The 22,106-nt window shown below is 68.9% G+C and carries 17 protein-coding genes; 9 read left to right on the forward strand and 8 right to left on the reverse strand.

Annotation, left to right across the window (positions count from 1 at the left end; translation table 11 throughout):
* Positions 1–2: 2 nt before the first annotated feature.
* The 3 genes from lipA (at position 3) to ACW5EG_RS02760 (ending at position 4,166) form a co-directional block, all read left to right on the forward strand.
* Complete coding sequence (gene lipA / locus ACW5EG_RS02750; protein WP_457020787.1) at positions 3–1,010, forward strand: lipoyl synthase; 1,008 nt, start codon at positions 3–5, stop codon at positions 1,008–1,010.
* Between the two features lie 208 nt (positions 1,011–1,218).
* Entirely contained in the window at positions 1,219–3,405 is a 2,187-nt protein-coding gene (locus tag ACW5EG_RS02755; protein ID WP_457020788.1) for a carboxy terminal-processing peptidase, read from the forward strand.
* A gap of 74 nt (positions 3,406–3,479) precedes the next feature.
* A complete protein-coding gene (locus tag ACW5EG_RS02760; protein ID WP_457017244.1) occupies positions 3,480–4,166 on the forward strand; it encodes an ion channel in 687 nt (228 codons plus the stop codon).
* A gap of 21 nt (positions 4,167–4,187) precedes the next feature.
* Here ACW5EG_RS02760 and ppa read toward each other — a convergent pair whose 3' ends face one another.
* Entirely contained in the window at positions 4,188–4,733 is a 546-nt protein-coding gene (gene ppa, locus ACW5EG_RS02765) for an inorganic diphosphatase (protein WP_457017245.1), read from the reverse strand.
* A 205-nt stretch (positions 4,734–4,938) separates the two neighbouring features.
* On the opposite strand from ppa, the gene ACW5EG_RS02770 reads away from it, so the two are divergent.
* Together ACW5EG_RS02770 and ACW5EG_RS02775 are read left to right on the forward strand one after the other, a co-directional pair.
* On the forward strand, positions 4,939–6,519 hold the full coding sequence (locus ACW5EG_RS02770; protein ID WP_457017246.1) for a M91 family zinc metallopeptidase: 1,581 nt from the start codon (positions 4,939–4,941) through the stop codon (positions 6,517–6,519).
* A gap of 197 nt (positions 6,520–6,716) precedes the next feature.
* Positions 6,717–7,280, forward strand: coding sequence for a hypothetical protein (locus tag ACW5EG_RS02775; RefSeq protein WP_457017247.1), 564 nt, complete (start codon positions 6,717–6,719; stop codon positions 7,278–7,280).
* Between the two features lie 524 nt (positions 7,281–7,804).
* On the opposite strand, the gene ACW5EG_RS02780 is transcribed toward ACW5EG_RS02775, so the two are convergent.
* The 7 genes from ACW5EG_RS02780 to rph form a co-directional block, all read right to left on the reverse strand.
* Positions 7,805–9,835, reverse strand: a complete 2,031-nt coding sequence (locus ACW5EG_RS02780) for a sodium-translocating pyrophosphatase (protein ID WP_457017248.1) — start codon at positions 9,833–9,835, stop codon at positions 7,805–7,807.
* 459 nt (positions 9,836–10,294) lie between these two features.
* Positions 10,295–11,623 (reverse strand): Xaa-Pro dipeptidase, encoded by a 1,329-nt coding sequence (gene pepQ / locus ACW5EG_RS02785; RefSeq protein WP_457017249.1) that lies wholly within the window; start codon positions 11,621–11,623, stop codon positions 10,295–10,297.
* Between the two features lie 160 nt (positions 11,624–11,783).
* Positions 11,784–12,131 (reverse strand): PilZ domain-containing protein, encoded by a 348-nt coding sequence (locus ACW5EG_RS02790; RefSeq protein ID WP_457020789.1) that lies wholly within the window; start codon positions 12,129–12,131, stop codon positions 11,784–11,786.
* Positions 12,128–14,440: a DUF1631 family protein gene (locus ACW5EG_RS02795; protein WP_457020790.1), complete on the reverse strand. Its 2,313-nt coding sequence runs from the start codon at positions 14,438–14,440 to the stop codon at positions 12,128–12,130. The genes ACW5EG_RS02790 and ACW5EG_RS02795 overlap by 4 nt, the downstream gene beginning before the upstream one ends.
* A gap of 61 nt (positions 14,441–14,501) precedes the next feature.
* Positions 14,502–15,785 carry a radical SAM family heme chaperone HemW gene (hemW, locus tag ACW5EG_RS02800; RefSeq protein ID WP_457020791.1) on the reverse strand — a complete coding sequence of 428 codons (1,284 nt, stop codon included), beginning with the start codon at positions 15,783–15,785 and terminating at the stop codon, positions 14,502–14,504.
* A complete protein-coding gene (rdgB, locus tag ACW5EG_RS02805; RefSeq protein ID WP_457020792.1) occupies positions 15,763–16,413 on the reverse strand; it encodes an RdgB/HAM1 family non-canonical purine NTP pyrophosphatase in 651 nt (216 codons plus the stop codon). Before rdgB ends, hemW begins: the two co-directional genes overlap by 23 nt.
* The gene (gene rph, locus ACW5EG_RS02810; protein WP_457017254.1) at positions 16,410–17,135 is read right to left on the reverse strand and encodes a ribonuclease PH; all 726 of its coding nucleotides are present in this window, start codon (positions 17,133–17,135) and stop codon (positions 16,410–16,412) included. Before rph ends, rdgB begins: the two co-directional genes overlap by 4 nt.
* An 82-nt stretch (positions 17,136–17,217) precedes the next feature.
* Here rph and ACW5EG_RS02815 point away from each other — a divergent pair, with 82 nt between their 5' ends.
* The 4 genes from ACW5EG_RS02815 (at position 17,218) to ACW5EG_RS02830 (ending at position 22,072) form a co-directional block, all read left to right on the forward strand.
* Positions 17,218–18,066, forward strand: a complete 849-nt coding sequence (locus tag ACW5EG_RS02815; protein WP_457018381.1) for a YicC/YloC family endoribonuclease — start codon at positions 17,218–17,220, stop codon at positions 18,064–18,066.
* Between the two features lie 109 nt (positions 18,067–18,175).
* The gene (gene gmk, locus ACW5EG_RS02820) at positions 18,176–18,793 is read left to right on the forward strand and encodes a guanylate kinase (RefSeq protein ID WP_457017255.1); all 618 of its coding nucleotides are present in this window, start codon (positions 18,176–18,178) and stop codon (positions 18,791–18,793) included.
* A gap of 138 nt (positions 18,794–18,931) precedes the next feature.
* Positions 18,932–19,234, forward strand: coding sequence for a DNA-directed RNA polymerase subunit omega (gene rpoZ, locus ACW5EG_RS02825; protein ID WP_457017256.1), 303 nt, complete (start codon positions 18,932–18,934; stop codon positions 19,232–19,234).
* 666 nt (positions 19,235–19,900) lie between these two features.
* Positions 19,901–22,072, forward strand: coding sequence for a RelA/SpoT family protein (locus ACW5EG_RS02830; RefSeq protein ID WP_457017257.1), 2,172 nt, complete (start codon positions 19,901–19,903; stop codon positions 22,070–22,072).
* Positions 22,073–22,106 lie beyond the last annotated feature (34 nt).

Consider the following 22,106-nt stretch of genomic DNA (forward strand, 5'->3'; position numbering starts at 1 on the left):
ACATGTCCGAGTCCAGCCCGCGTTCCATCCCGCTGCAGGTGATGCAGTCCGCTCCGCCGGCGTCGCTGGAAGAGGGCGCGAAGCAGGTGGCCGGCGACAAGATCGCGCGATCGCCGGTGCAGTTCGCCGATGTGCCGGTGCTGCGCAAGCCTTCGTGGATCCGGGTCCGCATCCCGTCCAACGGCGCGGTTGCAGCGCTCAAGTCGAAGCTGCGCGCAAACCGCCTGGTCACCGTGTGCGAGGAAGCCAGCTGCCCCAATATCCATGAGTGCTTCGGACATGGCACCGCCACGTTCATGATCCTCGGCGAGGTGTGCACGCGGCGCTGCAGCTTCTGCGACGTCGCCCACGGCCGGCCGAAGCCGCCGGACGCATCCGAGCCGCTCAACCTGGCCAACACCATCGTCGACATGGGGCTGAAGTACGTGGTCATCACGTCGGTGGACCGCGACGACCTGCGCGATGGTGGCGCCCAGCATTTCGTCGACTGCATCCGCGAGGTGCGCGCGCAGTCGCCGGCGATCCGCATCGAGATCCTCACCCCCGATTTCCGCGGCCGCGGCCGCATGGAGCGCGCGCTGGAGATCCTGGCCACGGCGCCCCCGGACGTGTTCAACCACAACGTCGAAACCGTGCCGGAGCTGTACCGCAACGTGCGTCCCGGTGCCGACTACCAGTGGTCGTTGACCCTGCTGCAGAAGTTCAAGGCGCAGCATCCCGGCGTGCCGACCAAGTCCGGCATCATGCTCGGCCTCGGCGAGACCATGGAGCAGGTGCAGGGCACCCTGCGCGACCTGCGCGCGCACGACGTGGAAATGGTCACCATCGGCCAGTACCTGCAGCCCTCCGCGCACCATCACCCGGTGCTGCGCTACTGGACGCCCGACGAGTTCAAGGCGCTGGAGGAGTACGGCATGTCGCTGGGCTTCAGCCACGTCGCGTCGGGACCGCTGGTGCGCTCGTCGTACCACGCCGACCGCCAGGCGATGGAGGCCGGCGTGCCCGCCTGAGGCGGCGCACCGCGTGCAAAACCCTGCGGGTTGGCGGGATTGGTGGACAGGCGGCGCGGCTCGGGCCGCGGCCTTCGCATTCACGTAGCCTGCAGCCCAGCCCGATAGAGTGGACCGCGCTGCGCAACTTTGTGCACTTGCGCGGGGTCAGAGCATGGCGGCATCGTTGGCGCAGCGCCCACGGACCGCATTCCCAGGATCGTTCTCGATGAAATTGAATCGCCTCACCGCCGTGACCCTGATCGCCCTGGTGCTCGCCGTGCCGCTTGGGCTGATGGCGCGCAGCGAGGGCGATGCGCTGCCGGGTGCGCCCACCGCCGAGCAGGTGACCACCTCCAAGCTTGTCTACGGCCTGCTTTCGGACAGCCGTTATGCCTACCGGCCGCGTCCGCTCGACGCGACCATGTCGGTCGAGATCTTCGACCACTACCTGGAGGCGCTGGACGGTTCGAAGCTGTTCTTCACCGCCCAGGACATCGCGGGCTTCCAGGCTTACCGGGCCTCGATGGGCGAAAACGTGCGCAGCGGCAACCTCGAACCCGCCTACACGATGTTCGCCATCTACAAGCAGCGCGTGGCCGACCGTGTCGCCTCCGCGCGCAGCCTGCTCGAAGAGGACATCTTCGACTTCACCGGCGAGGATCGCTGGGAGTACGACCGCGAGGATGCGCCCTGGGCCAGCGACGCCGCCGCGCTCGACGTGCTGTGGAAGCAGTCGGTCCGCAACGACTGGCTGCGCCTCAAGCTCGCCGGCAAGAATGCCGACGAGATCCGCAAGACGCTCGACCGGCGTTACCTCAACCTCGCCAACAATGTCGCCGCGCTCAAGCAGGAGGATGCGTTCCAGACCTTCCTCAATGCCTACACCTCGACGGTCGATCCGCACACCGACTACCTGAGCCCGCGCACGGCAAAACTGTTCACGCAGAGCATGTCGCTGTCGCTCGAAGGCATCGGTGCGCAGCTGCAGAAGCAGGACGACGTGGTCGTGATCCGCGAGCTGATCGCCGGCGGGCCGGCGGCGCTGAGCGGCAAGTTCAAGCCCGGCGACCGCATCGTCGGCGTGGGACAGGGCGCCAGCGGGCCGATGGAAGATGTAGTCGGCTGGCGCCTCGATGACGTGGTCGAGAAGATCAAGGGCCCCAAGGAAACCAAGGTGCGCCTGGACGTGATCCCCGGCGAGGCGACGCTGGACAGCACGCCGGTGCGCATCGTGCTCAACCGCGCGCGCATCAAGCTCGAGGAACAGGCGGCCAAATCCGAGATCATCACCATCCCGGGCGTCGAGGGCGGTGCCGAGCAGCGCATCGGCGTGATCAAGCTGCCGGCCTTCTACCAGGATTTCGAAGGCCGCCGCAGCCGCGATGGCGAATACACCTCGGCCACGCGCGACGTGGCCAGGCTGCTCGGCGAGTTCCGCGCAGACGGCATCGATGGCGTGGTGCTGGACCTGCGCAACAACGGCGGCGGCTCGCTCAACGAGTCGATCGAACTCACCGGCCTGTTCATCGACAAGGGCCCGGTGGTGCAGGTGCGCGAATCCGGCGGCCGCATCAGCGTGGAGAGCGACCGGACCGCGGGCGTGTCCTGGGACGGTCCGCTGGCCGTGCTGATCAACCGCGGCTCGGCTTCGGCGTCGGAGATCTTCGCCGGCGCGATCCAGGATTATGGCCGCGGCCTGGTCATCGGCGAGACCTCGTTCGGCAAGGGCACGGTGCAGAACATCGTCCCGCTCGACCGTTGGCCAGCGTCCGAGGGCGACCGCTATGGCCACGTCAAGCTGACCATCGCGCAGTTCTTCCTGCCCGGCGGCAGCAGCACGCAGAACCGCGGCGTCGTGCCCGACCTGGCCTTCCCGGTGACGGTCGACGCCAGCGAGTTTGGCGAGAGCACCTACGACAACGCATTGGAGTGGCGCCAGATCGCGGCGGTGCCGCATCAGCGCTACGGCGATTTCGCGCCGCTGCTGCCCAAGCTGCAGACCCTGCATGACCAGCGCGTGGCCAGCGACCACGAGTTCCGCTGGTGGTCGGAGGACGTGGCCGAGTTCCGCGCCGAGCGCGAGAAGAAGTACGTCTCCCTCAACGAGGCCGAGCGCCGCGCCGAGCGCGACCGCGACGAGGCCAAGCGCAAGCGTCGCCAGGAAGAGCGCAAGACCCTGGGTCTGGCGCTTGATCCGCTGGCCGAGAGCAGCAACGATGACGGCCTGCAGGCGGGCGAACGCAATGTGGCCGAGGACGCGGCCCGCGAGAAGGCCGCCGAGAAGCGCCCGGATCCGCTGCTGAATGAATCGGCCGCGATCCTGTCCGATGCGGTCAGGTTGCTCGACCAGGACCGCCCCCTGGCGGCGCAGGTGCTGCCAGAGTCGACCGGCCCGGGGCGCTGGACGCAGTAGCCCTGACGAAGGGTTTGCGGATGACCGGTGCGCACATGGCGGCGCGCCGGTCGCCGCACGGATAATCCCGGCCCATGCCCTCATTCCGTTCATTGCGGCTGCTGGTGGCAGCCAAGCGCCATCCCTCGGCCTGGCTGCTGCTGGTGCAGCTGGCCGGTGTGCTGCTGTACCCGGCCATGGAGGGCACCCCAGCGGGTCGCGCGGTCTTCGGTGCGTTCGGGATACTGGTGCTGGTGCTGGCGCTGTGGGTGGTCAACCGCAGCGCGGCCAGCAACCGGATCGCCTTGTGCCTGGCGGCGGCGTCCGTCCTGCTGTCGGTGTGGTCGGTGCTCTCGGGCCAGCCCGGCGTGCTGGTGTACGCCTATCTGCTGGAGGCGGCGCTGTACTTCTATACGGCCGCGGCTCTGATTGCATACATGCTGCGCGACCACAAGGTCACCAGCGACGAGCTGTATGCGGCCGGCGCGACGTTCACCCTGCTGGCCTGGGGATTCGCGTTTGCCTATGCGGCCTGCCAGTACTGGTTCCCCGGCAGCTTCCTGGCCGCGGTGGATCCGCATCTGCCGCGCAGCTGGACGGAGCTGCTTTTCCTGAGCTTCAGCACGCTCTCGGGCGTCGGGCTGACCGACATCCTCCCGATCCGGCCGGCGGCGCGCGCGCTGGTCATGCTGGAGGCGTTTGCCGGCGTGATGTATATCGCGCTGGTGGTGTCGCGGCTGATCGGGCTGACGATCCTCGGGCGGCCGCCGGCGCGGCCCTGAGCGCGCGGCGCGCCCGATGCATCAGGCCCTCGCCGCGACGTCCGCGTTGTGGCGTTCGATCGCGTACACGAGGATCTTCTTCGCTTCCTCGGCGCCGCCCCAGCCTTCGAGCTTGACCCACTTGCCCTTCTCGAGATCCTTGTAGTGCTCGAAGAAGTGGCCGATGCGTTCGAGCCAGTGGGTGCTCACCTGGTCGATGTTCTCGACGTGGGCATAGCCCTGGAACACCTTGCTGATCGGCACCGCCAGCAGCTTCTCGTCACTGCCGGCCTCGTCGGTCATCTTCAGCACCCCCACCGGGCGGCAGCGGATCACCGAGCCAGGCACCAGCGGTAGCGGCAGCACCACCAGCACGTCGGCCGGGTCGCCGTCGCCGCAGAGCGTGTTGGGGACATAGCCGTAATTGCAGGGGTAGCGCATCGGCGTGGACAACACGCGATCGACGAAGATCGCGCCGCTCTCCTTGTCGACTTCGTACTTGACCGGCTCGGCGTCCTTGGGAATCTCGATGATGACGTTGATTTCGTCCGGGGGATTCTTCCCGGTGGAGACGTGGCCGAGACCCATGGGGCGCAACTCCTGCGGCGCGGGCGCACGGCCCGCATGGTGGGAGCGGCATTCTACGCGAGCACATGCTGCGATGCAGTAAACGCCGCCGGCAGGGCAGCAGCGCGGATACAGGGTTTTCCCGAGGCAGGGTACGCCCCAGCTGGGCGATGGCCATACGCAGGCGTACATATGACCCCGTCATCCGGTCCTGCGAGTCCCCGCCATGTCCATCACCGATACCTCCCGCGTTGCCGACGCCGCCCTGCCGCGTACCGACGGTTACTGGGAAGACCCCTCCGTGGACAGCAACCGCCTGGCCTCGCCGACGGACCTGGAGTTCGACCCGATCGATCCCGGCACCGTCGAAGACACCTCATGGCTGTCGTTCCTGCCGAGCTTCGGGGCGACGGAGATCGACGGCACCCGCAGCAACCCGGCCGAGCTCACCCTGGGACAGACGCCGGACGGCAAGCAGGTCCGGATCGAGCCGCTGCACCGCGACGGCGACATCCAGATCGCCCGCGAGCGCACCATCGGCGATGCCGGCGCCGGCCAGACCTATGTCAGCGCCGACCAGCTGGTGCTCTCCACCGGCAGCGCCAACGACAGCATCGGGGTGAGCCAGCGCGACGACGGCACCCTCGACGTCAGCGTCAACGGGCAGTCCTATGCCGTGACCATGGCGGAAGGACAGGAGCTGACGATCCGCACCGGTGCAGGCGATGACGTGATCGAAGTGGCGTCCAACGTCACCGTCAACATCGTCGCCGACACCGGCGAGGGCGACGACAAGGTCGACATCGCCGGCAGCGGCGATAACCGCATCGACGCCGGCGTGGGCAACGACAGCGTTACCCTGACCGGAGGTGGCCGCAACGACGTGTTCGGCGGCAGCGGCGACGACGTCATCCAGGGCGGCCGCGGTGTCGACGTGATCCACGGCGGCGACGGCAACGACACCATCGACGGCGGCGCCGGCCGCAACTTCCTCGAGGGCGGCGCAGGCAACGACACCATCCGCAGCCGCGGCACCGGCGACATGGTCTCCGGTGGCCTGGGCGACGACACCCTCCATGCCGCCAGCGGCGCCAGCAGCATCCATGCGGGCGCCGGCCGCGACACCATCGAAGGTGCCGGCGATCGCACCACCGTCTACGCCGAGTCCGGCGACCTGATCAATGCCGCCACCGGCACGCGGCCGACGGTGATCAATGTCGAGATCGATCCGCAGGCGGGCAGCAGCCTGCGCGTCGAGGGTTCGGATGCCTTCGTGCAGCGGGTGCAGGCCGAGATCGAGTTCCTGCGCGGCTCGCCCAACGGCCAGCGCATGCTGGCCGAGTTCGATGCCACCGCGGCCGGCAAGGGCAACACGGTCACGATCAAGGAACTCTCGAACGAACACAACGGTTACGCGATGCCGGCCAACGATGGCGCCACCTGGCCTGACGTGCAGATCACCAACGGCGTCGCCGGCCCGGGCGTGCAGACCGACATCCGCTACAACCCGTCCTTCCACATGGACGCGTTCCCCGCACCGGTGGTGGTGCTGTACCACGAGATGTCGCACGCCTACAACTTCGCCAACGGCACGTTGCAGCCGGGCAACTACAGCGGGCCCGACGCGGCCGACCGCGGCATTTCCAACTCCGAGCGGCAGGCAGTGGGGCTGGAGACCACGGCCCCCGCCTTCGACTTCGACGGCAATCCCGCCACGCCTTCCACCACGGCCAATCCGGATCACCTAACCGAGAACGGCCTGCGCGAGGAGCTGGGCCTGCCGGATCGTCCCAGCTACAGGTTGTGATCGTGGCAGGGAGCCGTGATCACGCGCTCCAGGGATGGAGAGGGCAGCCTGCGTCCAGCGCAGGCTGCCCGTTTTTCGTAGGCCGGGCTGACAACGGCAGGGCTCTCGCCAGGCGCACCCGCGCGGCATGGCTGCCGTGCCTGCTGCTGGCCGCTGCCATGATGACCGGCCTGCCCGCGGCCGCCGAGAATGCGTCCATGCCCACGCAGCCGAGCAAACCCATGCGCCCGACGATCTCCGATTCCACCAGCGTCGAAAGCGGAAATCTGCGTCTGGAGGTGCAGCTGTCCATGCCCTCGGCCGATACGGTCGAGCTGCGTTACCGGCTGCGCAACGCCGGCGAGACTGCGATGGTCGTTTTCGATCGCGGCGATCGGCATGCGGTCCTGAGCGGACGACAGACCAAGGGCGCGGTCGCTGCGCCAAGCTTCGAGGACACCGGCGATGGTGCCGTGGTACTGCGCCATGTCGCGCGCCCGGCGCCGGCTGGGCCGACCGGCCCCGCCAGCCCGCATACGCCACTGGCGCTGAAGCTCGAGGCCGGCGCGGTGCTCGAGGACGGCTTCCGCTTTTCGATCCCATCGTCGGCACCGCAGCGCCTGCGCTGGTGCCTGGGCGTGGCGCCGTTCGAGCAGGACCGGTTCTTCGCGCCGGAGCGCGGCGCTGGGGTCGAGGTCTGGCAGACGACCGACGCCAGCGCGCAGCGGGAACTGTGCACGCCCTGGTTCGACTGCGCGCGCGGTGCGTTCGCGGAGCGATGAGCGGACGGTCTTGCGGTTGCGTTGCGTGTCGGGTGACGCGCATGCCAGTGACCTGGTCGTGTGCGTCGATTCGCCCTCTGCAGGCGCGGCGCGATGGCCCGCGGTTTCGATTGGCCGCCGCGCCCTGTCGACCGGGGGTCGCTCTTCGCTCGGTCAGGGCATCCTGCCCTGACTCGCGCGCAAAACATCCATGTTTTGCTTTCCGCGACCCCCGGTCGCCAGGGCACGACTCACTGCGACTGCTGCCGTGATGCTTCGATGGCCAGCTTTTTCGAAGCCACGCCAGTGACTGGACGATAGTCGTTTCGGGGCGGGGGTTGCGGAAAGCAGCGCATGGATGCGCTGCGGCGGCGAGTCAGCCATGGATGGCTGACCGAGCCGGGGAGCAACCCCCGGTCCGGGGCGGCCCCTGCCGCAGGCTCGATCCAGTCGCTTGCAAGTCGGCCGACTCCTTCGACTGGGAGAAGGACCAAAGAAAAGGGCGGCCGCAAGGCCGCCCTTTTCATGTCGTGGCTACGCCCCCGCTACAGCAGCGGCACCATCAGCAGCGCGACGATGTTGATGATCTTGATCAGCGGGTTGATCGCCGGGCCGGCGGTGTCCTTGTAGGGATCGCCCACCGTGTCGCCGGTGATCGAGGCCTTGTGCGCCTCCGAGCCCTTGCCGCCGAAGTTGCCGTCCTCGATGTACTTCTTGGCGTTGTCCCAGGCGCCGCCGCCCGTGGTCATCGAGATCGCCACGAACAGGCCCGTCACGATCGTGCCGATCAGCAGCCCACCCAGCGCCTCCGGCCCCAGCAGCAGGCCGACGACGACCGGAACCGCGACCGGCAGCAGCGAGGGCACGATCATTTCCTTGATCGCCGATTTGGTCAGCATGTCCACGGCCCGGCTGTAGTCCGGCTTCGCGGTGCCCTGCATGATCCCCGGGATCTCGCGGAACTGGCGGCGCACTTCCTCCACCACGCTACCCGCTGCGCGGCCCACTGCTTCCATCGCCATCGCGCCGAACAGGTAGGGGATCAGGCCGCCGATCAGCAGGCCGATGATCACCTTGTGGTCGGACAGGTCGAAGGCGTAGGTCACGCCCGGGTTGGCCGCCTCGAGGTTGTGCGTGTAGTCGGCAAACAGCACCAGTGCCGCCAGTGCAGCCGAACCGATCGCATAGCCCTTGGTCACCGCCTTGGTGGTGTTGCCGACTGCATCGAGCGGGTCGGTCACGTCGCGCACCTCGGGCGGCAGTTCCGCCATCTCGGCGATGCCGCCGGCGTTGTCGGTGATCGGGCCGTAGGCATCAAGCGCCACGATCATGCCCGCCATCGACAGCATCGCCGTCGCCGCGATCGCGATGCCGTACAGGCCGCCCAGCGCGAAGCAGGACCAGATCGCCGCGCACACCGCCACCACCGGCAGCGCGGTCGACTTCATCGATATGCCGAGGCCAGCGATGATGTTGGTGCCGTGGCCGGTGGTGCTGGCCTGCGCCACGTGGCGCACCGGCGCGTACTGGGTGCCGGTGTAGTACTCGGTGATCCACACGATCGCGCCGGTCAACGCCAGGCCGATCAGCGCGCACCAGTAGACGTTCATCGCACCATGGCTGTTGTCGGCCATCAGCTCCTGCGTGATGGGGAAGTAGGCGATCGCCGCCAGCACGCCCGAGACGATCACGCCCTTGTACAGCGCGCCCATGATCGAGCCGCCCGCCTTCACCTTGACGAAGAACGTGCCGATGATCGAGGCAATGATCGACACGCCGCCCAGCACCAGCGGGTACAGCACGCCGTTGCTGCCGACCTCGCCGACCATCAGGTAGCCCAGCAGCATCGTCGCGATCACCGTGACCGCGTAGGTTTCGAACAGGTCGGCGGCCATGCCGGCGCAGTCGCCGACGTTGTCGCCCACGTTGTCGGCGATCACCGCCGGGTTGCGCGGGTCGTCCTCGGGGATGCCGGCCTCGACCTTGCCAACCAGGTCGGCGCCGACGTCGGCGCCCTTGGTGAAGATGCCGCCGCCCAGGCGCGCGAAGATCGAGATCAGCGACGAGCCGAAGGCGACGCCGACCAGCGCGTGCAGCACCTCGGAAGTCGGCAGGCGAAAGCCGAAGTTGAGCACCGCCCAATAGCCGGCCACGCCCAGCAGGCCCAGGCCCACGACCAGCATGCCGGTGATCGCGCCGCCCTTGAAGGCGACGTCCATCGCCGGGCCGATGCCCCTGCGCGCGGCTTCGGCGGTGCGCACGTTGGCGCGTACCGAGACGTTCATGCCGATGTAGCCGGCCGCCCCGGACAGCACCGCGCCGAGCAGGAAGCCGATCGCCGTGTACCAGTCCAGGAAGATCCCGACCAGCACGAACAGCACCGCGCCGGCGATGCCGATCGTCAGGTATTGCCGGTTGAGGTAGGCGCGCGCGCCTTCCTGGATCGCGCCTGCGATTTCCTGCATGCGCTCGTTGCCGGCCGGTTGCCGGTTGATCCACTGCGCCTGGATGATGCCGTAGACGATCGCAATCACTGCACACACCAGTGCCAGCGCCAATCCGTACTGCTCGAGCATGAATCCTTCCCCGAAAAGTGGAGCGTGAAAAGAACACGAATTCCGGGCGGGGCTCGACCATGACGGCCGGCCCGGCCGGTGAACCGATTCTTACCGATTTTGGGCGCAGGGAATGTTGCAGCACGGCAACGGGTCGTCGTATGGCTGGATTTGAGCGGTTCCGGCGTGGTGTCCCGGCTGTTCTGGCCATCCGGAGTCAGTGGGCAGCGTCTGCTCCACTTGCTGCGGGCCGGATCCCATGGCTGCGCTCGGCATGGCCGTGCGGCATGAGCGTGCGGCCGCACGGCAAATGTCATCCCGAGCGCAGCGAGGGGTCTGCTCTTCATCATCGTCGCGCGGCTTGGGCGAGATCCCTCGCTACGCTCGGGATGACAAACCAAGGGCGCAGACGTCGCCGCAAGCGACCACGCCTGCCCAGCCCTGGCCAGGCGCCCAGGCCAGTCCATCGACAGCTGCCGATCAGGCCGCGGCGAATGCCTCGCGCGTGAGGTTGAGCGGATCGCCGTCGGTGCACACCACGTTGTCCTCGATGCGGATGCCGCCGTAGGGGCGGAACGCCTCGACGCGGTCCCAGTTCACGCTGCCGCCGCGGCCTGCGGCCTTGAGGTCTTCCAGCAGCATGTCGACGAAGTAGATGCCCGGCTCGATCGTGACCACGAAGCCCGGCTCCAGGCTGCGGGTCAGGCGCAGGTAGGGATGGCCTTCGGGCTTGGGGATGGTGCCGCCGCGATCGGAGGCCGCGAAGCCGGCGACGTCGTGCACCTGCAGGCCAAGCCCGTGACCGATGCCGTGCGGGAAGAACGCGCTGCTGACGCCTGTAGCCACTGCTTCCTCGGCCGACACGGTGCTCACGCCTGCGTCCCTGAGGATGCCGGCCAGCGCCAGGTGCGCGTCCAGGTGCAGCTGCCGGTAGTCGACGCCGCTGCGCACCTGCGCGCACATCGCCTGTTCGGCCGTGTCGACCGCATCGATCAGCGCCTGGAAATCGCCGGCGGTGTCCTGCGCGTGGGTGCGGGTGATGTCGCAGGCGTAGCCGCCGTGGCTGGCACCGGCATCGAGCAGGAAGCTGCGTATGGGCTTTGGCGGCACGCGATCGAGTTCGGTGTAGTGCAGCACCGCGCCATGCTCGTTGAGCGCGACGATGTTGGAGTAGGGCAGCTCGCCCGCGTCCTGGCCGGCCGCCTGGCAGTACGACAGGTGGATGCCGAACTCGCTGGAGCCGGCGCGGAAGGCACGCTCGGCCGCCTGGTGCGCGCGCACGCCGCGGCGGGTCGCCTCGCGCATCATCTCGATCTCGTACGGCGTCTTGAAGGCGCGGTGGTATTCCAGGTAGTCGAGCACCGGCTGCGGATTGTTGGGCTGGAACGCGCCGTACTTGCCCAGCGCGCTCTGCGCCTCGCCCAGCACCGCGCAGCGCTGCGCATTGCGCGGCAGGTGCTTGAGTGCGTCCTCGGGCTTGCGGACCACCACGATGTCGAAGTGCTCGACCCAATAGCCTTCCGGCGCCTGCGGCACCACATGCCAATAATCACGCGGCTGCAGGTAGACCAGTTTCGGCTTCGCGCCCGGGGTGGCGACGATCCAGCTGCCCGGGTTGCGCGTCAGCGGCAGCCAGTGCTTGAACTGCGGGTTGGCGGCATAGGGATAGTCGCGGTCGTCGAAGACCTGGTAGTGCAGCGTGCCGCTGGGCACCACCAGATGCTCGAAACCGCCGCGCTCGAGCGCGGTCGCGGTGCGGGCCTGCAGGGTGGCCAGATGGTCGGCGTAGAGGGAGGCGGCAGTGGGCATGGTGGGGGAATTCCGCGTGAGAACGTGGCGTCATTCTGCCGCAAGGCCCCGACCACTGCAGGCGCCGCGCCACGTCAGGTCCCTCGCTGCGCTCGGGATGACAGCTTCCGGCCGCGCCCATCCCAGCGTCCGCGCCTGCGGATGCCGAGTGCAATCCCAGCTACTCGTAATGACTCCCCGGCGCCTCGATCCAGCTGCGCAAGCGCCGCGATTGCTCGGCGCCCAGCGCGATGAAGCGGAGGCCCGCCCACAGCTGCGAGCGCGCGCTGGCGTGGTCCATCCACAACAGGTGCGCGCCGACGTCGACCGCGACCGACCCCTGGTCGTGGGGCAGGGTGAACTGCAGCTGGTACAGCGCGTCGTCGACCAGCGGTTCGCTGGCAATCAGCAGCATGCCGCTCTGGGACACGTTGCCGATGCGGCCGATCACATGCCCGGTCATCGTGTCGGTGACCAGGATGGTGTCGGAGGCCTTGCGCCGCTTGGCGCGCCGGAACTCTTGCGTCATGGCTGCGCCTCCGGGGCTGCGTCGCCGCGTTCGCCCAGCCCGGCGAAACTGCGCAGCGCGTGCATCGCCGCCTGCCAGGCGCGGTCGACCAGGCGCGCCTGGCCACTGGTGACGATCTTCGCCTGTCCCGAAGCCAGCAGCCGCGCCACGCTGTCGAGCGATTGCTCGCCCATGCGCTGGCCGCGATTGTTGACGAACAGGGCGTTGCCGGTGAGCAGGCTGTACCAGGACAGTCGGCGCCGCACCACGTCGCCCTGCTGGTTGGTGGTGAACTCGATCCAGGTGCCGAACGGCAGCACCCGCAACTGCTCGTAGCGGGCCTGCTCATCGGGCGTGCGCGGCGGCAACACCGGCTTCTTGCGCTCGGCGTCTTCACCCAACCGGGTGCGCGCCTTGAGCTTCATCGCCAGCTCGGTGCGCGAAGCCGGATCGCCGTCTTCCTCGTCCGACCGGCTGCTGGTCAGCCGCTGCGCGATGACGCTGGCCTCGTCGCCGTGGTAGCCGACCTGGGCCAGCGCCGATTCGATGTGCGCGACCAGCTCCGGGTCGCGCTCGGCGTCGTCGCGCGTGCAGGCCTCGGTGATGCGGCGGGTGGCGTCGACCTGCCGGGTCCAGGCTTCGGAGCCTTCGCCCTGGCGCAGCAGGGTCAGGGTCAATACGTCGGCCCAGGCCTGGTTGAGCAGGGCGCGGCTGAAGCGCGGCAGGCGCTGGTCGCCGACCACTTCGGCCATGACCTCGGCGGCGCGGAGCTTGGCGACTTCGAGCTTTTCCTTGCCGCGCGCGGCCTCGGTGTGCCGCTTCTCCAGCAATTCGGACTTGCGGACCTGCGCCTGCAGGTGGGTCTGCAGCTGCTCGTTGGAGGCGCTGAAGACCTCGATGTCGCCGTCGTACTTCTCCACGATCTGGTTGACCGCGCCCTGCAGCGGTGCCAGGAAGTTCGGGTCGAAATCGGCATCGTCGAGCCACTTGGCCGCGCTCTCGGCGACCGTGTTCAGCAACTGCCGCGCGGGATGGCGGCTGCGCACGAAGAACGCGCTGTCCTGCAGCGCGACGCGCAGCAACGGCACCTGCAGCCGCTTGACCAGGGCCGCAGCCGGCGCCTCCGCACGGATCTCTTCCTCGAGGTTGCTGAACAACATGCCCAGCAACTCGAAGGTGTCGTTGTCGCGTGGCGACAGTTCCGCGTGCACGCCGCCGCGCTGGCGCGCCTGCGCAAGCAGGGTCTGCTTGACGTCGGCCAGGGTCTGCGGGGCGCCGGCCACCGACAGTGGCTGCGCCTGCAGGTGACCGAGTGCGGCGTGCATGTCCTCGCTGCTGATCACCGCGCCAGCGGCCATGCGCCGGGCGGGGCGGAGCTTGCCGAGCAGCTCGCGGCGGCTGTGCAGCAGTTGCTGCAGCTGCTCGGTCTCGACCTGCTCGTCGACCTCGCGCGCCTCGATCGGCTCGCCAGGCCATCCGGTATGCGGGCGCTGCGGGCCACGGGCAGGGGCTTGCCGTCCAGCGTCGGCGGCTGTTGCCGCGCCTTCGCCCGAGCCACCCGAAGCGCCACGATCGCCGCTGCCAGCACCTGCTCCCGGCGCACGTACGTCTTCGGTCCGCTGCGGCGAAGGCCGCACACGCACAGGCACATGGGTCAGGCCGCTGAGGATGCCCTCCTGGTCGAGCAGCCTGTCGAGCCCCTCCAGCACCTGCGGGTAGCCCGACATCACGTGCCGGTCGAAGATGCGGTAGAGCAGCAGGCGCGAATCGTGTTCGATGTCCAACGCCTTGGCCACCGCGCCGATTGCGCGGCAGACCGAGTGCGGGCCGAGCGGCAGCCGCTCTGCGTCGAACGCCGGCGCGCCGGCGAGCACGCCGAAGCGCTGGCCAAGCAGGTGCAGCGCCAGGCTGGCGCGCCCTTCCTGGCGGCTGGCGATCTCGCGCAGCACCATGCCCTCGTCCATCACCGTCTCGTCGACCAGGCTCAACTTGCCGAAGCCGGACTGGGCCGGGCGGCCGGAATCCGAAGCGCCGGACGCGAAGGGCGCGGTCGCCGGGCTGCGGATGGTCGCCACCGACGCCTCGACCTCGAGGATGAAGCGCGGCACCAGATCGGACCGGTTGAGGCGGAAGGCCCGCAGCGTCTGCATGTAGCCCGACTCCATCCCGGGGCTGCGCGCCTGGTCGGCCAGTCGGAACAGTTCTTCCTCGAACTCGTCGAGCATCGATCCCAGCTTCGGCTCGAGGGCATCGGTGACCGTGGTCAGTGCGGCTTCCAGCGCGGCGCGCACCCGGCGCGGCAGCCCTGCGGTGGCAATCGACCGAGGCATCGCGGAGTCTCTGGAAGTGTGTGTCGGCATCGCCTGTGACCGGCCCGAGGTGCGCGAATACTTACACGACTGCGACGGATTGCCCACTTGCGGGCGCGGGGCCTTCATCGAGGAACAGCGCGATGACGTCGTTGCCGAAGCGGCGTCCCAGCGCGGTGGGCACGACGCGCGCGCCATCGCGCAGCAGCCAGCCCTTGTCCACGGCCTCCGCCAGCGGGGCCTCGATCGCAGCCAGGGGCAGCCCGCAGCGCGCCTCGAAATCCGAGATGGCAAAGCCGTCCACCAGCCGCAGCGCGTTGAGCATGAACTCGAAGGGGCGCTGCGCCGGAGCGACACGCTCGTCGCCGCCGATGGCGGCTTCAGTGCCAGCGGCCGCCAGCCATGCCGTCGGATGGCGGAGCTTCCAGCGGCGCAGGATCGCCTGCTCCGCGCCCAGGGTGAGCTTGCCGTGCGCGCCGGCGCCGATCCCCAGGTAATCGCCGAAGCGCCAGTAGTTGAGGTTGTGCGCGCACTGGCGCCCCGGGCGGGCGTAGGCGGACACCTCGTATTGCGCGTAGCCCGACTGCGCCAGCAGCGCCTGGCAGTGCTCCTGCATGTCCCAGGCCAGGTCTTCGTCGGGAACGCCTTCAGGCGGCCGCGCGGCGAATACGGTGTTCGGCTCCAGGGTGAGCTGGTAGTGCGAGACGTGCGCGGGCGCCAGGGCGACGGCGCGTTCCACATCCGCCAGCGCCATCGGCAGCGACTGGCCGGGCAGGGCGTACATCAGGTCCAGGTTGAGATTGTCGTATCCGGCGTCCTGCGCCAGCTTCACCGCCGCCTCGGCCTGGGCGGCATCGTGGATGCGGCCCAGCCGCTGCAGACAGCCGTCATCGAAGCTCTGGATGCCGAAGCTGATCCGGTTCACGCCGGCGGCCAGGTAGTCGTTGAAGCGGCCGTGCTCGGCCGTGCCCGGGTTGGTCTCCAGGGTGATCTCCAGCCCGGGCGCGAAGCGCAGGCGCGCCGACGCCCCCTGCAGGAAGCGATCGATCGCGGCGGCCGGGAACAGGCTTGGCGTGCCGCCTCCGAAGAACACCGAACGCACGGTGCGGCCCCAGACCAGCGGCAGGTCATGGTCAAAGTCGGCGAGCAAAGCGTCGACGTAGCCCTCGAACGGCAGTGGCCCGCGCGCCTGGTGCGAGTTGAAATCGCAGTAGGGACACTTGCGCACGCACCAGGGCAGGTGCACGTAGAGCGAGAGCGGCGGCGGGTGAAGCAGCGCGTTTGCGGGCCACTGGCCCGCGCGCTGCTGAACGCCCGGCCATGGATGGCCGGGCAGGTGGTCGTCAGGGCGAGCGTCTTGCGCCATGGATGGCATCGCCAGCATGTGTGGAAACCGTGGAAAGCCGTTCGCGCAACAGCACGAGCGCCTGGCCGCGATGGCTCAGCCCGTTCTTCAGGCCCAGCGGCATTTCCGCCGCGGTCTGGCCGTGCGCAGGATCCAGGAACACCGGGTCGTAGCCATGGCCGCCGCTGCCGCGGCGCTCGCGCAGGATGCGCCCAGGCCAGCGCCCTTCGACCACGATCGGCTGCGGGTCGTGCTCGTGCTGCAGCAGCGCCAGCGCGCACACGAAGTGCGCACCGCGGCATTCGTCGGGCACATCGACCAGCTCGTGCAGCAGCTGGTCGATGTTGCGTTCGGCGTCGCCGTGGCCACCGGCGTAGCGCGCCGAATACAGGCCGGGCGCACCGTCGAGCGCATCCACGCACAGGCCCGAGTCGTCCGCCAATGCGGGCAGCCCGGTGGCGCGGCAGGCGTGGCGGGCCTTGAGGATCGCGTTCTCGATGAAGCTCAGGCCGGTTTCATCGGCGTCGGCGACACCGAACTCGGTCTGCGCGCGCACCTCGAAGCCATCGGCGGCCAGCAGCGCGCGCAACTCCTCCAGCTTGCCGGCGTTGCTGGACGCCAGCACCAGCGGCCGCGGCGCCGTGCTCATTGCGCCAGCGCTTCCCGCTGGCGTTCGAGCAGGGTCGCGATGCCGCCTTCGGCCAGACCGAGCAGGGCGTCAAGCTCGTCGCGGCGGAAGGCGTGGCCCTCGGCCGTGCCCTGCAGCTCGATAAAGCCGCCACCGTCGTTCATCACCACGTTCATGTCGGTGTCGCAGTTGCTGTCCTCGGCGTAGTCCAGGTCCAGCACCGGCACACCGCGGTAGACGCCGACCGACACCGCGGCCACCGCGCCAAACACCGGGTCGCGGGTGATCTCGCGGCGCTTCTGCAGCCAGCGCACCGCGTCCACCAGCGCGACGTAGGCGCCAGTGATGGCCGCGGTGCGGGTGCCGCCGTCGGCCTGCAGCACGTCGCAGTCCAGGGTGATGGTGCGCTCGCCCAGCGCGCCGCGATCGATGCAGGCGCGCAGCGTGCGGCCGATCAGGCGCTGGATCTCCAGCGTGCGCCCGCCCTGCTTGCCGCGCGAGGCTTCGCGGTCGCTGCGGGTATGGGTGGCGCGCGGCAGCATGCCGTATTCGGCGGTCACCCAGCCCTCGCCCTTGCCGCGCAGGAAGCCGGGGACCTTGTTGTCGACGCTGGCGTTGCACAGCACGCGGGTCTGGCCGAAAGAGACCAGCACCGAGCCCTCCGCATGACGTGTGTAGCCGCGCTCGATGCGGACTTCGCGCAATTGATCGGGCGCGCGGCCGCTGGGGCGGGCAATGCTCATGCGTGGATTTCCGGCAGAAAAAGGGGTCCCAGATTACCATTGCCTCCCCGCACGCACTGGATGCCCGATGTCGATCCGCAGCATGACCGCCTACGCCTCGGGCGAGCGCAACACCCCGTGGGGCACGCTCGGCTGCGAGCTGCGCGCGGTCAACCACCGTTTCCTCGAGCTGGGCGCGCGCCTGCCCGACGAGTTGCGCGCGCTGGAACCCGCGCTGCGCGAACGCGTGTCGACACGCGTCTCGCGCGGCAAGCTCGACCTGACCCTGCGCCTGCGCGCTAGCGAAGGCGCCGTGTCGCTGCAGGTGGACGAGGCGCTGGTCGATCGACTGGGCGAGCTTGCCGGCGGACTTCGAAGCCGCTTCCCGGAGCTGCGCGTGGGCCTGGTCGAGCTGCTGCAGTTCCCGGGCGTGCTGCAGTCGCAGGCCGGCGATCCAGCCGAACTGCAGGCGCAGGCGCTGGCCTTGCTCGACGTGGTGCTCGCCGACTTCATCGCCGCGCGCGAGCGCGAGGGCGGCAAGCTGGTGACCGCGATCCTGGAGCGCGTGGACGGCATCGAGCGCATCGCCGGCGAAGTGCGCGGCCTGGTGCCGCTGATCCGCGACGGCCAGCGCGCCAAGCTGCAGGCGCGCCTGGCCGAGCTTGCCCAGGCCGCCGATCCCGCGCGCGTGGAGCAGGAGCTGGTGCTGTCGCTGCAGAAGCTCGACGTGGACGAGGAGCTCGACCGCCTGTCCAGCCACATCGACGAGATCCGCCGCGTGTTCCGGCAGAAGGAACCGGTCGGGCGCCGCCTGGACTTCCTGCTGCAGGAGTTCAACCGCGAGGCCAACACGCTCGGCTCCAAGTCGGTCGACGCCCGCACCAGCAATGCCGCGGTCGAGCTGAAGGTGCTGATCGACCAGATCCGCGAGCAGGTGCAGAACATCGAGTAGCCGCGAGGGCGGAATTCGGGATCGGACGCCAAGCCGGTACGATTGCGCACCGACCCAGGCCGAATCCGCCGTGTCCAATCCCCAGACCGCAATCAAGAATCCCGGCCCGATGCGCGGAACCCTTTTCATCGTTGCCGCGCCCTCCGGCGCCGGCAAGTCGAGCATCGTCAACACCTGCCTGGCGCGGGATCGCAACATCTGCCTGTCGATCTCGTTCACCTCGCGCGCGCCGCGGCCGGGCGAGCGTCACGCCGAGCACTACCACTTCGTCGATGCCGACGAGTTCAAGGCGATGATCGGCGCCGGCGATTTCTTCGAGTACGCGCAGGTGCACGGCGACTGGAAGGGCACGGCCCGGCAGTCGGTCGAGCCGCAGCTGGCGGCCGGGCGCGACGTGCTGCTGGAGATCGACTGGCAAGGCGCGCAGCAGGTGAAGTCGCAGGTGCCCGATGCCGTCAGCGTATTCATCCTGCCGCCCTCGCGCGCCGCGCTCGAGGAGCGCATGCGCAAGCGCGGCCAGGACAGCGAGGAGGTCATCGCGCGGCGCATGGCCAACGCCCGCGAGGAGATGTCGCACCACGCCGAGTTCGACTACGTGATCGTCAACGAGGACTTCGAGGTCGCGGTGGACGAGATGTGCGCGATCTTCCTGGCCAGCCGCCTGCGCCGCACGATCCAGGTGCAGCGCCACGCCGGCCTGATCGCCGCGCTGCTGGTCGAGGGCTGAAGCCAGTCTCGGCCGCAAGCGCGGTTTCTGCCGCAAGTCACTGATTCCAAACGTTGGTATTGCGCCAGCGGCGCGAATTCCTATAGAATACGCGGTCCTATCCGAATTGATCGACGGCCGCAGGCCGCCGGGAGACCTATGGCCCGCATCACCGTGCAAGATTGCCTGGAAGTCGTCGACAACCGCTTCGAACTCGTCATGATGGCCGCCAAGCGCGCGCGCCAGCTTGCCAATGGCGTCGAGCCGCAGATCGACAACGCCGAGGCGCAGGACAAGCCGACCGTGCTGGCGCTGCGCGAGATCGCCGCGCGCCGCATCGACCAGCCCTTCATCGACGCCGTCGACAAGGCCGAGCGCCAGCGCAAGGAGCGCGAAGCGCTGGAATGGGCCGCCGCCGAAGTGGTTGCCGGCGATGACGACATGAAGGGCGACGACGCCTGAGTACCCGAGCGGGACCCGGGAATGGGCAGCCGGAACACCGGTTCGCCCGTGGCAGTCCCGCGACGTGACTCGACATGGCCCCGCTTCGGCGGGGCTTTTGTTTGATCCTTCTCCATTCGAGGGGAGGCGGCCGGATTGCGAGGGGCTGGGTCAGGCCTGCGGCTGGGAGTCGTCCCGGGCCGGGGGTTGCTCCCCGGCTCGGTCAGCCACTAGGTTGGCTTCGAAAAACGCTGCCCATCGAAGCATCGCAGACCCAGTCGCAGTGAGCCGTGCCCTGGCGACCGGGGGTCGCGGCAAGCAAAACATGGATGTTTTGCGCGCGAGTCAGGGCAGGGAGAGCGTGGGTGGCTTGCGCGGCATGCCGCGCATCCACGCGAGCGCCCGGCATGCTGTGCCGGGCCGGGCCGGACCGCGTAGCGGCCCTGACCGAGCGGAAAGCGATCTCCGGTCGCCAGGGCGCGGCGTCCAATTCGAAGCCCGCGCGGGACGTCCAGAAACCGTGTCCACCTTCCTCCCGATTGGGAGAAGACCGTGTGCTATTTCGCGGCATTCACGTACGCGACGCGGGCGCAGGCGAGGGGCCACGCGAGGGGTCACGCCTGTCCCCACCCCGATTCGCGGTGCCTCCCCATTCCCTATTTCCTGCCTTCCAATTAGGCTCAGGGGATGACTTCCGACGCTCCCGTCCTGATCCAGCCCGTGCCTTCGTCCGAGGAGGACGTGCCGGACTACGTGCGTGTATTCGAGCGCGCGGCGGGATATCTGCCGGCCGACCAGCGCGTGCTGCTGCGGCGGGCCTGGGCGGTGGGCGCGGCGGCGCATGCGGGGCAGACGCGCAGGTCGGGCGAGCCCTACATCACCCACCCGGTGGCGGTGGCGCAGGTGCTGGCCGAACAGAAGGTCGACGTTGAAACCCTCGTCGCGGCGATCCTGCACGACACCATCGAGGACACGCCGCTGACCCGCGCGCAGCTGGCCGAAGAGTTCGGCGAGACCGTGGCCGAACTGGTCGACGGCGTCACCAAGCTCGACAAGCTGCCCTTCAGCAACCGCCAGGAGGCGGCCGCCGAAAGCTTCCGCAAGATGATGCTGGCGATGGCGCGCGACCTGCGCGTGATCCTGATCAAGCTCAGCGACCGCCTGCACAACATGCGCACCCTTGGCGCCCAGCCGGGTCCTGCGCGCGAGCGCATCGCGCTGGAGACGCTGGAGGTCTACGCGCCGATCGCGCAGCGCCTGGGCATGAACCTGATCAAGGCCGAGCTGCAGGACCGCGGCTTCCACGCGCTGCATCCGCTGCGCCACCTGATCCTGGAAAAGCACATCCGCGGGCAGCCGATGCTGCGGCGCGAGGCGATGGCCAAGATCGAGGCGCAGCTGGCGCAGCGGCTGACCAGCGAAGGCCTGGAGTACCGGCTGGTGAGCCGGGTCAAGTCGCCGTGGAGCATCTACAACAAGATGCGCTCGGAGGGGAAGACGTTCGCCCAGGTGATGGACGTGTTCGGCTTCCGTGTCGTGGTGGGCTCCGTGGCGAACTGTTACCACGCGCTTGGGGTGGCGCATTCGGTGTACAAGCCGCTGGACGGGCGCTTCCGCGACTTCATCGCGATCCCCAAGGCCAATGGCTACCAGTCGCTGCACACCGTCCTGTTCGGCCCGTACGGCTCGCCCATCGAGGTGCAGATCCGCACCGAGGAGATGGACCTGATCGCCGAGCGCGGCATCGCCGCGCATTGGGCCTACAAGCACGGCACGGCCCCCAGCGGGGCGCAGGCGCGCGCGCATTCGTGGATCGCCAACCTGCTCGAATCGCAGCGCGCGACCGGCTCGTCGCTGGAATTCCTGGAGAACGTGAAGGTCGACCTGTTCCCGGACGAGGTCTACCTGTTCACGCCCAAGGGCGACATCCTCTCGCTGCCGCGCAACTCCACCGCGCTCGACTTCGCCTACGCCGTGCACACCGATGTGGGCAACACCGCGGTGGCCGCGCGCCTGGACCGCAAGCTGGTGCCGCTGCGCACCAAGCTGGTCAGCGGGCAGACCGTGGAGATCGTCACCGCGAAATCCTCGCTGCCCAAACCGCAGTGGCTGGAGTTCGTGGCCACCGGCAAGGCCCGCACCGCGATCCGTGCCCAGCTCAAGCAGCTAGAGCACGAGGACGCGGTGACGCTGGGCCATCGCATGCTCGACCGTGCGCTGGAGGACATGGGCACCCCGCTCGATCGACTGCCGCAGGCGCGCCTGGATGCCTACCTGGGCGAACTGCGCTATCCGCGCCTGGAAGAACTGCTGGCCGACATCGCACTCGGCAACCGCATGCCCTCGCAGGTGGCCATGGCGCTGGCGCAGACGGATGCGACGGGCACGGTCCCCGCCGGCGAGCACATGCACCCCCGCGGTGAGCGCATCCTGATCACCGGCCACGAGCGCGGCGTGATCAGCTTCGCCAACTGCTGCATGCCGATCCCCGGCGACGAGATCATGGGTTACCACACCGCCGGCAAGGGCATCGTCGTGCACCGGCTTGACTGTCCCAACGTCGCCGAATACCGCAAATCGCTGGACCGATGGGTGGCGATCGGCTGGGACCGCGAGGTCATCGGCGAGTATCCGGTCGCGCTCATCATCGAAACCGAGAACCGGCCCGGTTCACTGGCCGAAGTGGCTGCGGCGATCGCCAAGGCCGACTCCAACATCGAAGGCGTGGAGTACCTCGAGCGCGACGCCAGCGTCGCCGTGATCCGCTTCGGGATCCAGGTCCGCAACCGCCAGCACCTGGCCGACGTCATCCGCCGCACCCGCAGGCTTGCGGTGGTGCACGGAGTGCGGCGCCTGTAGCGAGGACGGGCGCCGTCGTGCGCCGCGTTGCCGA

It is taken from the genome of Luteimonas sp. A611 (assembly GCF_054072715.1).

Coding starts and splice junctions, on each gene's coding strand:
- pepQ (WP_457017249.1), bottom strand. CDS start 11,623: ATGCCCACTGCCGCCTCCCTCTACGCCGACCATCTGGCCACCCTGCAG.
- ACW5EG_RS02815 (WP_457018381.1), top strand. CDS start 17,218: ATGACCGCCTACGCCTCGGGCGAGCGCAACACCCCGTGGGGCACGCTC.
- ACW5EG_RS02795 (WP_457020790.1), bottom strand. CDS start 14,440: ATGCCTCGGTCGATTGCCACCGCAGGGCTGCCGCGCCGGGTGCGCGCC.
- rph (WP_457017254.1), bottom strand. CDS start 17,135: ATGAGCATTGCCCGCCCCAGCGGCCGCGCGCCCGATCAATTGCGCGAA.
- ACW5EG_RS02775 (WP_457017247.1), top strand. CDS start 6,717: ATGCCCACGCAGCCGAGCAAACCCATGCGCCCGACGATCTCCGATTCC.
- gmk (WP_457017255.1), top strand. CDS start 18,176: ATGCGCGGAACCCTTTTCATCGTTGCCGCGCCCTCCGGCGCCGGCAAG.
- hemW (WP_457020791.1), bottom strand. CDS start 15,785: ATGGCGCAAGACGCTCGCCCTGACGACCACCTGCCCGGCCATCCATGG.
- ACW5EG_RS02755 (WP_457020788.1), top strand. CDS start 1,219: ATGAAATTGAATCGCCTCACCGCCGTGACCCTGATCGCCCTGGTGCTC.
- ACW5EG_RS02790 (WP_457020789.1), bottom strand. CDS start 12,131: ATGACGCAAGAGTTCCGGCGCGCCAAGCGGCGCAAGGCCTCCGACACC.
- ACW5EG_RS02760 (WP_457017244.1), top strand. CDS start 3,480: ATGCCCTCATTCCGTTCATTGCGGCTGCTGGTGGCAGCCAAGCGCCAT.
- rpoZ (WP_457017256.1), top strand. CDS start 18,932: ATGGCCCGCATCACCGTGCAAGATTGCCTGGAAGTCGTCGACAACCGC.
- lipA (WP_457020787.1), top strand. CDS start 3: ATGTCCGAGTCCAGCCCGCGTTCCATCCCGCTGCAGGTGATGCAGTCC.
- ACW5EG_RS02780 (WP_457017248.1), bottom strand. CDS start 9,835: ATGCTCGAGCAGTACGGATTGGCGCTGGCACTGGTGTGTGCAGTGATT.
- ACW5EG_RS02830 (WP_457017257.1), top strand. CDS start 19,901: ATGACTTCCGACGCTCCCGTCCTGATCCAGCCCGTGCCTTCGTCCGAG.
- ACW5EG_RS02770 (WP_457017246.1), top strand. CDS start 4,939: ATGTCCATCACCGATACCTCCCGCGTTGCCGACGCCGCCCTGCCGCGT.
- ppa (WP_457017245.1), bottom strand. CDS start 4,733: ATGGGTCTCGGCCACGTCTCCACCGGGAAGAATCCCCCGGACGAAATC.
- rdgB (WP_457020792.1), bottom strand. CDS start 16,413: ATGAGCACGGCGCCGCGGCCGCTGGTGCTGGCGTCCAGCAACGCCGGC.